Origin of the sequence: Undibacterium sp. RuRC25W, assembly GCF_049339825.1 — a bacterium.
Lineage (GTDB): Bacteria > Pseudomonadota > Gammaproteobacteria > Burkholderiales > Burkholderiaceae_D > Undibacterium.
In genome coordinates this window covers 1-16,275 of the sequence record NZ_JBMPPD010000018.1, presented here as the reverse complement: position 1 = coordinate 16,275, position 16,275 = coordinate 1, and the positions used below count along the sequence as shown (strand labels likewise).

Genomic DNA, 16,275 nt, shown 5'->3' with positions numbered 1-16,275 from the left:
CATGCTCACCATGAGAACAATTGCCGTTGCAGCCGACGGCCTTACTATACTACCGTCGACTGTAACGAAGGAGCCAAGAATTACTGATTGCTGATCCGCTTCGCAAATGACAGCGCATAGGCTGGAGAGCGATAGAGTAAGACAGGGTCGTTAGTTGGTGCAATGCCATCGCCCATCACAAGCGGATCAAAATTAATTTTCTCACAAGATGCGCCTGCCTCTTTCGCAGCCGATGTCAATGTCAGTACACCAGCCTGAATTTCCTTGCGACCTGCGGGCCACAAAACGGTAGGATTGTCTTGCACATCATCGGGTTCACCGACGGTCAGAATCATTTTCCAGCGGATCGGTTTTGCGCTGACCTTGGACAAAAAATCCTTTTCCAGAAAACTGGATGGTCCCGATTTCATTTCGTCATCGGTTAATCTCTGCACACCGTCCTCGGGCTCGAAACGCCAGCGAACTAAGGTGACTTTATTTTTCTTGTTCAACATTTTGAACGTGTGAATGCTATAGAAATCACTGTTGGCGTAGCTAACCGGTGGGTTATGACTGCCCATAAATGCTGCCAGAGGTTGGCTGTCTGGATGCGAGGCGCGAAACGCTTTGATTTTTTCTGGATCAGCTTTTCCGGTTGCCGGATCTACTCTGCCAGCCAACATACCGTCATAAAAACTCTGCGGCGTTGCGGCACCAAACATCGGAACATTGAGCATGGTCATGTGTTGAATGCTACTTTTGGACAACGCAAACTCTAATGCCATCCCTCGGGGGCTTTTTGAGGTGTCGGGTGCATTGATATTGCCACCGGCCAAAGAGAACCGCGCAATCACGGGAATTTTTTTACCGTTGAACAAGATGGATTTGGAAAACGCAGTTGCTTCTTTGGCGCCCACAAACTCGCCCTGCGCGCACAGCCCCTCGGTATGATTTCTACGATGCCCCGGATTGACGCCAAAGATACTTTCGAATTCTGCAATGATTTTGTCTGGGGAAACTGTTGTATCCTCCGCCATACTCGGTGTATAGATAGTGGCTATCAAACATGCAGCCGTTAATTGGGTAAATCGTCTAGCGCGCATTTCATTCCTCTTTGGGTTGGACAATTGATATAGAAATAACTCTTTAGCAACAAAGTTATGGCAACTAATAGCTACGGACGGCGACTGATGGCAACAAGGCGGGGTAAGTTTAGCTGATTTCTTGATTGCGGGTTGTTAGTGCGCAATGTTGCGACGACGTAACCCAGTCAGGCTAAGAGAGGAGGAATTGCCAACGTTTAAAACCAGCGCCACCTGCCGCCACCTGCGGCAGGTTGATCACATGGTTGATGGAGTGCGGGTGTGTTATTCAACCGCTCATGCTATTTAGAAAAATAATCTTTCTTGGAAAAACAAGCCTTTTAAGCGCTTACGATAAACGGCAGCAAGGAGCGCCATAGCGATCACAAAAATATTAAATCCAAGGATCTTATTACCACCGAGATCAACAAACGGAATCGCGTTGGAAGGCATAGTGGCAGCATTCAGACCATGGTCATAGCTGGCACCGATGACTTGCCCCGCCTCATTGATCGCATTCGTTAAATAAAGACTCTTGCCACTAGGATGCATCGTTATCTTGTTGTTACGCCAGACAAAGGTATAACGCATATCCTCAACATCAACGATGCCAGCGACCTGACCATCATTGTTAATGCCAGTGGCAAAACTGTTGCCAACGCCAATTTTTTTACCTAAATCAAGCATGTTTTTGCCATCGTAGATAAAGGCATGCCAGCGATGATCTGACGTTTCTGACGTGCCAACGACAACGCCTTTATCGTTGACTGCGGTTGCTGAACTGTAACGTCCACCTAACGTGCCAAGATCGGTCATGCCTTTGCTACCATCATAAATAAACGCATGGCGAGAACCGTCCTCTGTCGTCGCTGTCCCCGCAACCTGCCCGAGGCTATTGATTCCGGATGCATAACTGATCTTCCCGCCCAAGGTGCCCAGATCCTTCAGCGTTGCGCCCGGTTTATATAAAAATGCATGCCAGTCACCATCTGCTGTATCTGCAAAACCAGTCGCCGCGCCCTCGTTATTAATCGCGATTCCATAACTATTCGGCCCACCAAGCGTCCCAAGTTCTTGTTGATGACGAAAACGATCACGGATAAAGGCAGTCGCTACCGAGCCAATTTTTGAGTAGCCAATCACCTCACCGCGATCATTAATATGCTTCGCTTCACTCTCTGTTTCACCGGGTAGTTCCAACTTCACTAGTTGTCCTTTATCGTAGAAAACCGCGTGCGGTGTCCCATTTTTTTCTTTGATAACGGCAGCGATTTGTCCGGTTGCATTCATGTCGTAAGCAATCGACTCGCCGTATTGTTGGCGTGAAATACCAACGGCAGTGCTGGTAGCAAAAACCTCCGTACTCATCAAGGCCATCACCAGCAAACAATGGCGCAGATACAATGGATGCATACAATTTCCCCTTCGTGTTTTTAGTCAAAGAATGGACTACAAAGAGCGATGGAGTGCTTGTCCATCGCGGAATGTAACAACAGCTGAAAAAGTTGGGTATTGCAGAGAGGTACGTCGAACGATAGCGATGCCATATTGGCAAAAACATCATAGCCCAGATTGTCGGGGTTGGCATACGATTTTCGTTTCGACATGTATTGAAACTGACACTGCTTTGACATGTCAGTGTAGAAAAATTCAAAAGCAACAGTAACAGCGACACGCTGAACCGAATTAGCGTAATCTATCCCTGATGCTTTTACATCGGGAGAAACCCATGTCTATCAAAAAATTTATCTATTTGATCTATATTCTGAGTATGTCATTGGTTCTGACAGCCTGCCAGAGCTGGGGCGTTGGCTCAGTAAAACCGGGACAAAGTGAATCGGACGTCATTGCGCTAGTGGGGCAGCCTACGCATCGTTATGCCAATGGTCATCAGACTATTCTTGAATATATGCGAGGCCGCATGGGGCAAGCGACGCACATGGCGACGTTTGATGCCAACGGAAATCTAATTTCCTATCGGCAAGTATTAACCATGGCGTATTTCTCTAAAATTAAACCTGGTGAAACCAATAAGGAAGGCGTACTCAGAATCATCGGTGCGCCAAGCGTGACCAATTTTTACTCGCGCTCTGGGGAAGAATCGTGGTCTTATCCGTTCAAACAAGATGGTGCTTGGGATTCTTTGATGGCAGTCTATTTTGACCAAGCTGGTGTCGTCACCAAGCTAGAGAATGGCCCCGATCCACTGTTTGAACGTGAAGGGCGTGGCAGGGGACGGTAGTATAAATAAGGTGTTTTGATTTTGCCCTTCACCGCTTAAGACAACGCAATTTCTGCGACACGCAGTGCGGCATCAGAAGGACAACATCTCCGCATCGGCAGCCACTCCCGACCTGCCCCTCCGCGAAGATCAATTCCACAAATCAACAATAAACGAAAAAGACTCAGAGCAGACAAGAGAACGTTCATTGAATACCCATTTAGTCAACACGCATACAACTAATCTGCCGAAAACTCCCCCCATTAATCTGCACAGAACGCCCCGAATCCGAAACAATTTCTTCAGGCAACGTGAACCCTATACTTTTGCTGATCTCACCAGTATTGTCCCACTGAAGTTTGCCATAATTGACTGAACCGTTCATCACCCGACCTCCGGTACGAATTTGAATTTTTTCACCGCCATGTTTGTAATACAGCGAAAACTTTCCTGTATAACCAGGGCAGTCGAATTGGGTCATGGGTGCGGGTGCTGGTATAAAACTCTGGCCAAAATGAGTAAATACAAAAATCAGTAAACCAGTTAAACAGAGACCACCAATGAGCAGTCCATTTTCTCTTAAGCGAGTCAGTATGCTTGACACTTCAGGTATCACATCGCCTGATTCAGTTTCATTTTCATTTTCATTTTCATTTTCAGACGTATCTTCCTCATCCTCATTGTTATCCACTTCTGATTCTTCATCAGCGCGCGCCCCATCGGTGATTTGATGTGAAATTAACGATGTTTCGTTGATGGCAAGAGGAGGATGAACAGATATCGGTGAGGCCTCAACCTTATTCACGCTAACGCTTGCCTGTACCGAATGACCAAGGTTTTCAGATAACGCGGTAGCAACAGGCGCCTCATCAGCCACTGAATGATGGACGATTTTCTCGGCATTCTGCGCTAGATCAGAAACAACCGGCGTCTCTGCCATCGCCAACAGACGAGTAGAGATATCGGTTTTATTCTTCGCGATCTGATCGTTGATTCCCCAGGCCTCACGAACCTCTTTGACAATCCTACTTTGCAGGAGTACAAAAATGGCACATAGCAACGGCATGACCACTGTAAGTCCTGGTGACTGCGTATTGATCCATTCTGCGATCAGGGGATCGGCAACAGCGATATCTCCAGCAATCCATCCCAACAAGCCCGCGACACCCGGAACCAGCAACGGATAACGATTGAGTAATCCGGTAACAAACAAACTGCCATACATCAATAAAGGGACGCTCAATAGCAGGCCAAACACCAGAAATGCGGTGTTGTCCTGCGCTACGGCAGCGAGCGCAATGACGTTATCTATACTCATCACCAGATCGGCAACGACGACGATGCCAACGGTTGACCACACTGTAACAGCGGCGTTTTTTTCTGTATCCGTATCGTTGAGTGTGTCGTCGTTTTGATGCTGCTCGTCATCAACCAACAACTTCAATGCAATGTACATTAATGCAAGACCACCAATCAAGCGCAAAGACGGCACGGACAATAAATAACTGACGATGGTTGTGAGCACGATCCGTAAAAAGAAGGCAAAGCCTGTCCCCATTAAGATCACCTGACGCATTTGTCGCTTCGGCAAGCGGCGACACGCCAAGGCGATGAGCACGGCATTATCGCCACTCAGAATGAGATCAAGAAAAAAAACCTGCAGCGTCATTCCTATTGCATGCATGATGCCATCAAATCCCATTATTTCTCCTTTGGATTGCTCTCATCAAAATACTGCTCATGTCAGCATCCCTGCAAGACCTGCATAGAGCCCGACACCTGCCGTCAGTACAAAAAGCAAGGCAACGACGACAGCATAGCTTCCTTGTAAACGCAGCGCAGGTGGCAACTCGGTACGCGCCAGGTTATATAAAAATCCGAGCACGATCGGTAACAACAGCGCATTGATCACACCAGTCGCGATCGATAAGTGAATCAAGTTAACGCCAGAGCAAACCAATATACCGCCAGCCACTAGCATGACCGCGAATGCGACATAAAACCAAGGCGCATCGCGTGGATGTTGTTCTAGCGAATGGCGTACGCCAATCACCTCGCCGACTGACCACGCCGCAGTAAGACAAACCACAATCGTCGCAACCATGGCGCTACCAGTCATTCCAATGATAAACACCAAATGTCCCACGGTATGCCCGAGCACTGCAGTAAATGCGTCAGCAATCTGCGGCACCGTTTCTAATACAACGCCGTGCTGCCCAAACGATGCTGCGGCAGCGATGAGGATCGCAGCTTGTACCATCTGGCAGAGTGTCGCACCAATGGCAGTTTCAGTTCTGGCGATTTTTAGATGTGACAAGGACAATCCTTTGTCCAACAACGCTGACTGCTGATAAATTAATGTCCATGGCATGATGCTGGTACCTAGATTGGCCGCCATCAAATAGAGAAAGCGGTTGTCATGGAGTGGCAACTCTTGTATTTGCTGCGCAACGCGTTGCATATCCGGATGCGCTTTCCATGCGACCAGTAAAAAGGCGAGCCCAAACAACCCAAAGACAATCGCAATTTTTTCTACCGATCGATACGAGCCAGTCCACATCATCGTAAAAATAAGCAGTACCACGACAGAGATCGTCTGCCAGATAGGAATGCCGAGTAACTGTCCGGCCCCCGCCAAACCACTCATTTGTGTCAGCAGCGCACCAAAGCAACTGATGATCAGCGTTGAAAGCGATAAAAATGCCATCCCACTGCCGAACCGCTGCCGTATCAGTTCTCCGTATCCTTTGCCTGTACCAAGCGCCAGCCGTATCGATAATTCCTGTGCAATGTAGAGCAAGGGAATCAACACGATTTGTAGCAGCAACAAACGATAACCCCACTCGGCACCGCTCTGCGCAGCGGTAATGAGACTACCTGCATCAGCATCCGCAAACATCACGACCAGACCGGGGCCAACCGTCATGGCAATACGCAACAAACGTTGACCGAGATGTGGATGAGTAGACATGTGGCTATCAGCGAGACGAAAAAACGCTAACGCCAGGGGCAATAGCGTATCGGGAACGTGGCATTACGCAGCGCGCTCAATGTTTGCCGCTACCGTTGCCCGCATTTCCTCCGGTACCGCTTTCTGCTGGCCCGGTTTTAAACTGGCGTAAGAATTCAGCATCAGGCGACAACACCAGCGTTGGTGCAGAATCAGCAAGCGATGTCCGATAGGTTTGCAAAGAGCGATATAGTTTATAAAACTTCGGATCTTTACCGAATGCCGCAGCAAAAATTTGATTGGCTTGCGCATCTGCTTCACCGCGTGTGATGTTGCTCTGGCGTTGGGCTTCGGACAAGATGATCGCACGCTCACGATCCGCCGATGCCTGAATTTGTTGTGCCCACTCAAAACCCTGTGCACGTAATTCTTTGGCTTCCCGTTCACGTTCGGATTTCATCCGATCGTAAATCGCCTGACTCGTTTCCAATGGAAGGTCTGCACGATGAAAGCGCACTTCTGTCACTTCGATGCCCAGTGAACGTGCTTTTTCAGTAACTTCTTTTTGGATACGATCAACAATTTTTGGTCGTTCTTTCGACAGCAACGCTGGTAGCATGACTTGACCTAACTCTCGGCGCAGCGATGAACTGACCAGTTGCGACAATTGGGTGCCCGCCTGATCAACAGTGCGGACCGATTGATAAAAACGCAAAGGATTGATAATACGAAAATGCGTGTACGTCTCGACCTCAATCCGCTTCTGGTCACCCAGAATGACTTGTTCTGAACGTGGCGTCAGAATTTGTAAGCGACGATCATAATAAATGACCGTATCGAGCATTGGCATTTTGGTTTTCAGGCCGGGTTGACTGACTGCACCCGTTGGTGCCCCCAAACGCACGACCAGAGCTTGTTGATCCTCGCCAACGGTATAAAACGTCGAGGACAACAAAGACAAACCGATTAATGAAAAGAAAGCGACGCCTAACCTGACCGTATTTTTATTCATTTTTTGCTCTCACTGCCATTTGCGTTGTTAGTGACATTGGTACTCGTATTTGTATTTTTATCGGTAACCGACATATACGGCACAACGCCAGAGACACCTTTACCTGAAGAATCGATAATAACCTTGCCCGATTTTTTCAAGACGGCATCGACACTTTGTAAATACAAACGCCACGCAGTGACATCTTTGGCCTGCGCATAGCTTTGATAGACCGATAAGAAACTCTTCGCTTCACCTTCTGCTAAATTGACGGCCTGTGTTTTATAGGCTTCTGCATCCTGAATAATATGGGATGCCTCACCGCGGGCACGCGGCAAAATATCGTTGTGGTAGGCCTCAGCCTCATTCCGCGCCCGTTCCTGATCCGCACGAGCCCGTTGAACATCGTTAAACGCGTCAATGACAGCAACTGGTGGGTCAACACGTTGCAACTGTACCTGTGTGACATAGATACCAGATTCTTCTTTATCAAGCAGGGTCTGTAAGAGTTGTTTGGTTTCATCCGCAATTTGCTGACGTTTATCCGACATCGCTGCCTGAATCGGCGTCCGCCCGATTACTTCACGCAATGCGCTTTCAGCAGCGATCTTCATCGCTTGTTCTGGATTTTTGATCTGAAATAAATAGCGACCGGCGTCCTTCACCTTCCAAAACACCACACAGTCGGCCTCGACAATGTTTTCATCGCCGGTCAGCATCTGGTCATCATGTGAATTGGAATTGTCAGCTGAACTGGCGCGGGTGCGGCCGAGCTTTAATTCATTGACCTGCGTTACTTTAGGAAAAAGTACTGTATCAAACGGATACGGCAAATGATAATGCAATCCAGATTTGGTGGTTTCTGTCCATTTACCAAAGCGGAGCACAACCCCCTGCTCTTCTGGTTGTACCTTATAAATACCCGAAAATATCCACGCTAAGAAAAACAATCCAGCAATCAGCCCCAGACCTCTTGCATTGAGGGCGATATAAAACCTGGCGGCCTGCTTTTGTGCCGCATATAACAGCGTATCAACTTTGGATTGCTCTACTGGGACAGGCTGTTGCTCTTCCGGTGACGCTGAAGACATAATGGATTCCGTTTCCTTGAAGCATAGAATATGGGCGACACCGTATCATAAACAAAAAATCAACTTCGTCTGACAAAAACGCACGCTGGCCAGGTCTAAAGCCGATTTTTATGCCACACGGGGAAATTCGCTCTCTGCAGGTTAGCTGACGACCTCATTTGGCGCTTCGGTCGGGAAGTTAAGTAAAAAGCACCCCACTGAAAATAAACCATCGAGATCCAGCTATCTTAAGAGCAAGCATATTACTACCCAGCCCCCCTGCGTGACAATAAAACTCCCCTGCGGGAGGGAGAGTGCGATCATTGATCTTGATGGAGATCAACAAAGCGGGGGCCGCCAGAGACAAATAGCACTCACGCGCACTAAATCCTCCGCCATCGCAGATGACGGCAAGACGAGGGATTGGGCATGTTAGATGTGAAGTTTGAGGTGTAGAGTTTAAAGTGTTGACCTTGTTCATTTTAGACAAAGCAATTTGCGCGACACGCAGTAACAACATCCGAAGTGCAATCCAATTAATTAAGAACAAGCCCCGCGCACAAAAACAGGTTTATCATTAATTCTACCCCACCACTTAAACCCGAGCGCCACCATCATGGGCATCTTTTACACCCCAATAGAACTCGCCTTTAACCTGCTCATGATGCTGACCGCCAGCCTATTTCTCTTGGCAGAGATCAAAAAAATCCCTTGGAAAAAATGGCGCGAGCCAACGGCATTTTCCGCCTGGTGCGCTAGCATTATTGTTCTAACGTTGCTGTGGCACATGCGCGTCCATGTGCAAACCGACTTATCGTTACATTTAATCGGCTTAGCGATGTTCGCGCTGATGTTTGGTCGTGCACTGACCTGTGTCGGTGCAGCGCTGAGCGTGCTCGCCTATACGGCAGAATTTGACGGACTCTGGCTTAACCTTGGAACCAATATCCTCTTGCTTGCAGTGATACCGGCCCTTCTCAGTGATTTCATCCTAAAAAAAACGCAGCAATATCTACCGCAGCATATGTTTGTGTATTTATTTGGAAACGGTTTTTTTGGGGCATTTATCGTCAATGCCGCTACCGGACTGCTGGCACTCTGTATCCATAGCTTATTGCTGCCAACGATTCCTATCCCGAACGACGCGTATGCTTACATGCTGCTGCTCGCTTGGGGGGAGGCATTTTTAACCGGTTTTTTGATCACAATCTTTGTCGTCTATAAACCAGCATGGGTATTCACGTTTGAAGATCAGCTTTACCTGAAGGGCAAATAAAAAACGTGCCTAGTATCAACAAATACATGGCACGTTTTTACCCACCCAAAAATGCAATGGTCTATTAGTTCAATTCACCAAACCATGCACCAAATGCAGGTAATTCTAGACAGGATCCATTGAGCTGACCTGGCAATCCAACGTCAGTGAGCTGACGCGCACCTGCTGCTTCAGGCCACAAAAACTGGATCGGCTGATCGCCAAGATTAAATGCAGCAATAATACTTGGGTGACCAGGTAAATCTCGACGTAACGCCAAGATTGGCTCGGGCGCGTCAAAAAAGAAAATATTTCCTAACGTCAGTTGTGGAAACTGTTTGCGCCAACGCAGAATATGACGTGCGTAGTTCAATGCAGAGTCGGCTAGCTTGTCTTGCACCGCGACGGCATTAGCGGCATGCTCTGGCGGCACTGGCAGCCATGGCTTGTGATTACTAAATCCAGCAAACGGCGCATCGGCAATCCATGGCATTGGTGTACGGCAACCGTCGCGCCCCTTAAACTCAGGCCAGAACGTGATACCGTAAGGGTCCTGAATATCTTCATAAGCAATGTCAGCTTCCGTCAACGCCAGCTCATCACCCTGATACAGACACGGCGTTCCTTTCAAGGCTAATTGCAACGCGAGTATCATCTTGGAAAACTGCGGCGTCGCATTTTTACCGCCCCAGCGTGACATCACGCGCACGACATCGTGATTACCCACTGACCATGATATCCAGCCACCTTTAACGCGAGTTTCGAACTCTTCAACCTGCGTGCGGATGTATTGTGCCGAAACTTCTGGTGTCAGTAAGTTAAAGCTGTACGCCATGTGAAGTTTATTATCGTCTGCTGTGTACTCGACCATAACGCCTAATGAATCATCCGCGCCAACTTCACCAATGGCGATCGCGCCGTATTCGTTGAGTAGTAAGCGGATTTTTTCTAGGAAGAGTAAATTTTCAGGTTGTGTTTTGTCATGCACGTGCGCTTGCATGCCGTACGGATTGGTGTCCTGCACGGTTTTGGTATCGCGATTAGTCGCAGCAGGATTACTACGCAGCTGACGATCATGGAAATGAAAATTACAGGCATCTAACCGGAAACCATCAACACCGCGGTCAAGCCAGAAACGCATGCTATCGAGATGCGCCTGTTGCACGTCAGGATGATGAAAATTCAAATCTGGCTGACTGACTAGGAAATTATGCATGTAATACTGACGGCGACGTGCATCCCACTGCCAGGCCGAGCCACCAAACACGGAGAGCCAGTTATTCGGCGGCGTGCCATCTGGTTGTGGATCTGACCAGACATACCAATCTGCTTTTGGGTTATCCCGGCTTTGCCGACTTTCAACAAACCATGGGTGCTGCTCTGAGCAATGCGACAAGACCTGATCGATCATGATCTTTAAACCCAACTCATGCGCGCGTGCTAACAGGTGATCAAAATCCGCCAGCGTACCAAACAGAGGATCAACATCGCAATAATCCGAGACATCGTAGCCAAAATCCTTCATTGGCGACTTAAAAAAAGGAGAGATCCAGACGATATCCACACCCAAGGAAGCGATGTAATCTAACTGTTTGGTAATCCCGGGCAAGTCGCCGATACCGTCGCCGTTGCTATCCTGAAAACTACGAGGGTAAACCTGATAAATCACTGACTCACGCCACCACTGTGGTGTCGTTGCTGATACATTCTGATTACTCAATGTGGTCGACATAAGATCCTGCAAATTATTTTGTTTTTGATTGACGATGTTGATTGCTTTACCCGCGCTCGCTATTTCGCCCTAGTGCTATCCGCTATTCTCTGTTGCTAAGAGTCGCGGGTGTAAGGTTGTTGCGCAGCGAGGTGTTCATTAAGCAGTGCCGAAACCCCCAGAAATGCCGGATATTCAGCGGTAATCAGATACGTGGGTATCTGTGCCAAGTAATCAGCAAATCGTCCTTTCGCTTCAAAACGCTGACGGAAGGCAGAGGCTAGGAATAACTCACCAAGTTTAGGCACGATACCACCACCAATATACACACCACCAGTTGCACCTAAAGTCAGTGCCAGATTTCCGGCAACAGTCCCGAGCATTCCACAGAAATGACTAACGGCTTCCGTGCACACCGGACAAGTGACGTCGGATGCCCGCGCACTGATTTCCGCTGCGGATAAGGTTTCGAGTTGGGTGACACCCTTCAAGGTTTGCAAACTACGGTATAACAGTTCTAAGCCCATGCCTGAAATCAAACGTTCAGCGGATACGTGCGGAAACTCCTGCCAAATGACTTCCAGCAATGCCAGTTCGGTTTTGTTGGTTGGTGAAAAGCTAGTATGACCACCCTCACTACATAATGGTACCCACTTTTCTTGGCAAGGAATAATGCCAGAAACGCCTAGACCAGTTCCAGGACCAATCAGGCCGATGACGCGATTCTCTTGTGCCTGCCCGCCACCAATCTGGATCCGTTCATGCGACTCCAGATGAGGCAAGGCGAGCGCCAGAGCGGTAAAGTCGTTCACCACTAGCAAGGTTTCCAACGCTAATGCCTGTTTTAAGGCCGTAGTAGAAAACGTCCAGTGATTATTCGTCATGCTCACTACGTCACCATCTACCGGATTAGCAATAGCAATGGCCGCATGGTGAATTGCACCAGGCCAAACCCGCTGCACTACCTCGCTGTTTAAATAATCAACAATAGCAGCCTTTGGATCAGCATAAGCGTGACATGATAAAACGACCACGGCAACGAAACGATGTGCCTCAAACTCAAGCGCAAAGCGGGCATTAGTCCCACCGATATCGGCGAGAAGACGTGGTGCTGAGGAATGTTGGATTGTTATATCTTGCACTAGCGTATCACCATCAATGTCGTTTCTCCGGAGATGGCGCAGCAACATCTCAGTTCGCCATCAATTTATGTAATATTACTACATAGATTAAATTCAAAGTCACACATTTTGTGTATTTATCAGTTAAAATTGTTCCCATAAACAAAAATAATAAAGAATTATTGGAATTTTTATAAATAACTAGGCATCACGTTAATGTAGTTGAACTACTTAACGCAGGAGACATCAGTGATATCAAGTAACTCTGCCGCTCGCGGCAGGTACCAGCCCCTGTCGGCCCAACGAGACGTAAAACGCGTTCGTCGGGCGCAGAAAGCATCGCTGCTACTCACGCTACTCACGCTACTCAGTCCGCTCGTCAGTCTGAGCACGGCTGCTGCCATGTCCACTGATCAAACAAAACTACCTGCGACTCACGCCATTTCATCGCCTCAGATCAGCGATTGCGATCAATCAACATATCAGACACTCCTGAACAAAACAGCATTACAAGCAACAGATGCCCGTGCCTACTGGCTCAGTAGCGACACACTACGCTGGCCACATAAAGCGTCGAATGGCAGTTTTTATTTATACTTATCAGAGAGTGGCAAACTAGACATTGTCAAAGGAAGCAAAGTTCAAGGCGCATCAGCACATCTGCGCTTAGCTGCCGGCAGCAGTGTCAAGAGTGCACGAACTGAGCTGCAAAACCGCTTCACCTTTACCGGCGCAGGGGTCGAGTTGCATGTCGATCAGCCACGAACAGCATTGCTAAAACTACTCCAGCAACAAGCCGTCTTAGTCCAAGTGGATAAACAAAACAACGTCACTGACTACACCTATATTCAGAATCCGGGCGCCCTCGATGACCTCTATGTTGCTGCCAACGACTTGAATGATTTAGGCGTCAAACTAAAAGCGACAGGTCGCTCACAAAAAAGCGATAGCAGTTTTAAACTATGGGCACCGACTGCGAAACACGTTGCGGTCTGTACCTATCACACAGGTAAGAGTCAAGCGAATACGATTCATCCTATGCACTTTGATGCATCGACTGGCGTCTGGGCGGCACAAACAAATAAAGATCTCTCCGGTCGGTATTACCGATATCTGGTGGATGTTTTCATCCCGGGAACAGGCTGGGTCCGGAATGCAGTCACCGACCCCTATTCGATCAGTCTGACAACAGACTCAACACGTAGTTATATTGGCGACCTAACTAATCCCGCCCTTAAACCAGCAGGATGGGATCGGCAGACAATCCCTGCACGGGTACAAAAGCCGACGGATATGTCTGTGTACGAATTACATGTTCGCGATTTTTCTGCCAATGACCAAAGCGTACGACCAGCTTATCGCGGCAAATACCTAGCCTTTACCGAAACGCAGTCCAACGGCATGCACCACCTGACTGCACTGAGTCAAGCAGGCATCACTGATATCCATTTGCTGCCGGTCTTCGATATTGCCACGATCCCTGAGACGCATTGCGACACACCTGAAGTCACCGGAAGCGCTGATAGCGAACAGCAGCAAGCCATCACTGATGCACATGCCGCAACTGATTGCTTTAACTGGGGTTACGATCCCTACCATTACAACAGCCCGGAAGGCAGCTACGCCACCAGTGCTGCAGATGGGGCGACACGTATTATTGAGTTCAGAAAAATGGTAATGGCGCTACACCAAGCCAATCTTCGGGTCGGCATGGACGTTGTTTATAACCACACAACCTACGCTGGTCAGCATGAGAAATCGGTACTCGATCGTATCGTCCCTGGTTATTACCAACGACGTAATAGCGAAGGAAAGGTTGAAGAGTCAACATGTCAGAGCTGCGGAAATACAGCGACTGAAAACAAAATGATGGCCAAATTAATGACCGATTCAGTACGCCTGTGGGCCCGCGAGTACAAGATCGACTCCTTCCGTTTTGATCTGATGGGACATCAACCACGTGCTGTCATGGAGCAATTAAAGACGTCACTGGCAATTGAAAACGGTCATCCTATTGAGTTAATTGGTGAAGGCTGGAATTTTGGTGAGGTAGCTGATAACGCACGCTTCGTTCAGGCAACGCAGCTAAGCCTCAATGGCAGTGGCATCGGTACGTTCAGCGACCGAGCACGCGATGCCATTCGAGGTCCAGGGAGAAATGACGACATCAACAGCATCATCAAAGATCAGGGGTTTATCAATGGGATGGTTGACGCCCCTAATCAACTCTCGGCGCGAACCGACCCGCAGCATGTTTTACGCGCTGCAGATATGGTCCGTGTCGGACTAGCTGGAACTCTCAGCGATTACGAACTCGAGACCTGGCAAGGGCAACATCAAAAACTCAAAGAAATCGACTACAACGGCCAGCCCGCAGGCTATGCCAGCGAACCAGACGAAGTAGTCAATTATGTAGAAAATCACGATAACCAAACGCTATTTGATATCAATGCATTCCGGCTTCCGTTGACGACCAGTCACGAAGACCGCGCAAGAGTGCAGATTCTCGGCCTAGCGCTGACCGCTTTTAGTCAAGGTATTGCCTATTTTCATGCGGGCACAGATATCCTTCGTTCAAAGTCATTGGACGGTAATAGCTATAACTCCGGAGATTGGTTCAACCGCATTGACTGGACGTATCAAGATAATTACTTTGGGACAGGCTTACCTCCGAAACAAGATAATGCAGCACTTTATCCCTTGATGCAGCCTTTGCTGACGACAATGTTAATCAAACCACGTCCAGAAGATATTGCCTGGACGCGCGACACCTTCAGAGATTTGCTCAAAATACGACAAAGTACCTCCCTGTTCCATCTCAACAAAAGTAGAGAGGTCAGACAACGACTCCATTTTTACAATACTGGCAAAACTCAAAACCCCGCAGTCATTGTCGGCTTTATTAATGGAGAGCAACTGGCATCTGCGCACTGGAAATCACTGGTGTATTTGATCAATGTCAGCCAGGTGGCACAACATCTACGCATCCCTGCACTAGAACAGCGTGCATTTCAATTACACCCGGTCCACCTCAGTGCAAACGCAGGAGATCAACGCATCGCAAAAGAAGCAACATTTTCAGTGAGTGACGGTTTCAGCCTACCTGCCAGAAGCGCTGTCGTTTTTGTAGAGGAAAAATAATATAGGCATCATCAGCGTTAAGTGATGTGATTAAAGGATAGGTACATCACTATTTGATTGACCCGTATCAGCGGGCACAATAATTGCAATTGCAGTTGCAAACAAGTGTGCTACTGAGAATCAGAAATATTTCAGGACTACCGCAGGAAAACAAATAACGTCCGACATTGCGATCAATACCATTGGTATTACTGGTATTAAAGGAGCGTAGAAAAACAGACGTAAAACCTAGCCTTAGTCATAGTGAAGGAAAGAGCAAAAGAGGTAAATCAGCAGCAAAAAATTGATCGACAGATAGCGTTTTCTCACAGCGAAAAACCGATAAATAACCGCTTATTCGGAAAATACCTGTGTTTGCTACAAAAAATATGAAAACTTTTCAGCATTGAGGCGAAAATTTTCACGTAACAGCGGTTATTATTAGCGCCTTCGTATTCTTAGATTGAGGAGACAGTCGGAATGGATTTTTCAAATCGCCAGCAAGAGCCAGGTAAGAAGTTCCTCGGCATGGGGCTGGTTTTAGCATTTCATTTAGTGCTGTTGTATGCACTACTCAATGGCTTAGGGACCAAGATCGTTCAGATCATCCAAAAGCCAATGGAGACTAAAATCGTGGAAGAGGTAAAGCCTCCGCCACCGCCACCTGATACGCCACCACCACCGCCGCCGAAACTGTTGGCCCCACCGCCACCATTTATTCCGCCGCCAGAAGTGCAAGTACAGCAGCAACCACAACAAAACACCATCAATGCGG

Annotated in this window: 11 protein-coding genes and 1 pseudogene; 4 read left to right on the top strand and 8 right to left on the bottom strand. The window is 48.0% G+C overall.

From position 1 onward, the window contains the following. Positions 1-80: 80 nt before the first annotated feature. Positions 81-1,082: a catalase family peroxidase gene (locus ACO0KV_RS09905; RefSeq protein ID WP_423042327.1), complete on the bottom strand. Its 1,002-nt coding sequence runs from the start codon at positions 1,080-1,082 to the stop codon at positions 81-83. Positions 1,083-1,367: 285 nt separating this feature from the next. Continuing rightward, a complete protein-coding gene (locus tag ACO0KV_RS09900) occupies positions 1,368-2,474 on the bottom strand; it encodes an HAF repeat-containing protein (RefSeq protein WP_423042325.1) in 1,107 nt (368 codons plus the stop codon). A 316-nt stretch (positions 2,475-2,790) separates the two neighbouring features. On the opposite strand from ACO0KV_RS09900, the gene bamE reads away from it, so the two are divergent. Then, complete coding sequence (bamE, locus tag ACO0KV_RS09895) at positions 2,791-3,303, top strand: outer membrane protein assembly factor BamE domain-containing protein (RefSeq protein ID WP_423042323.1); 513 nt, start codon at positions 2,791-2,793, stop codon at positions 3,301-3,303. A 199-nt stretch (positions 3,304-3,502) separates the two neighbouring features. Here the strand turns inward: bamE and ACO0KV_RS09890 are convergent, their stop codons facing one another. From ACO0KV_RS09890 to hflK, 4 genes are all read right to left on the bottom strand, one after another. Further along, positions 3,503-4,984 carry a TerC family protein gene (locus tag ACO0KV_RS09890; protein ID WP_423042321.1) on the bottom strand — a complete coding sequence of 494 codons (1,482 nt, stop codon included), beginning with the start codon at positions 4,982-4,984 and terminating at the stop codon, positions 3,503-3,505. Between the two features lie 36 nt (positions 4,985-5,020). Then, entirely contained in the window at positions 5,021-6,253 is a 1,233-nt protein-coding gene (locus ACO0KV_RS09885; protein ID WP_423042319.1) for an NRAMP family divalent metal transporter, read from the bottom strand. 76 nt (positions 6,254-6,329) lie between these two features. Further along, the gene (hflC, locus tag ACO0KV_RS09880; protein WP_423042317.1) at positions 6,330-7,244 is read right to left on the bottom strand and encodes a protease modulator HflC; all 915 of its coding nucleotides are present in this window, start codon (positions 7,242-7,244) and stop codon (positions 6,330-6,332) included. Further along, the gene (gene hflK, locus ACO0KV_RS09875) at positions 7,241-8,314 is read right to left on the bottom strand and encodes an FtsH protease activity modulator HflK (protein ID WP_423042315.1); all 1,074 of its coding nucleotides are present in this window, start codon (positions 8,312-8,314) and stop codon (positions 7,241-7,243) included. Before hflK ends, hflC begins: the two co-directional genes overlap by 4 nt. 595 nt (positions 8,315-8,909) lie before the next feature. On the opposite strand from hflK, the gene ACO0KV_RS09870 reads away from it, so the two are divergent. Continuing rightward, positions 8,910-9,569 (top strand): energy-coupling factor ABC transporter permease, encoded by a 660-nt coding sequence (locus ACO0KV_RS09870; protein WP_423042313.1) that lies wholly within the window; start codon positions 8,910-8,912, stop codon positions 9,567-9,569. Positions 9,570-9,633: 64 nt separating this feature from the next. On the opposite strand, the gene ACO0KV_RS09865 is transcribed toward ACO0KV_RS09870, so the two are convergent. Together ACO0KV_RS09865 and ACO0KV_RS09860 are read right to left on the bottom strand one after the other, a co-directional pair. After that, positions 9,634-11,280 carry an alpha-amylase family glycosyl hydrolase gene (locus tag ACO0KV_RS09865; protein WP_423042311.1) on the bottom strand — a complete coding sequence of 549 codons (1,647 nt, stop codon included), beginning with the start codon at positions 11,278-11,280 and terminating at the stop codon, positions 9,634-9,636. Between the two features lie 95 nt (positions 11,281-11,375). Next, the gene (locus ACO0KV_RS09860; RefSeq protein ID WP_423042309.1) at positions 11,376-12,449 is read right to left on the bottom strand and encodes a glucokinase; all 1,074 of its coding nucleotides are present in this window, start codon (positions 12,447-12,449) and stop codon (positions 11,376-11,378) included. Between the two features lie 180 nt (positions 12,450-12,629). Between ACO0KV_RS09860 and ACO0KV_RS09855 the strand changes: the two genes are divergently transcribed. Next, entirely contained in the window at positions 12,630-15,521 is a 2,892-nt protein-coding gene (locus ACO0KV_RS09855; RefSeq protein ID WP_423042307.1) for an alpha-1,6-glucosidase domain-containing protein, read from the top strand. Positions 15,522-15,980: 459 nt separating this feature from the next. Continuing rightward, positions 15,981-16,275, top strand: a pseudogene (locus ACO0KV_RS09850) (energy transducer TonB); the annotation flags it as partial.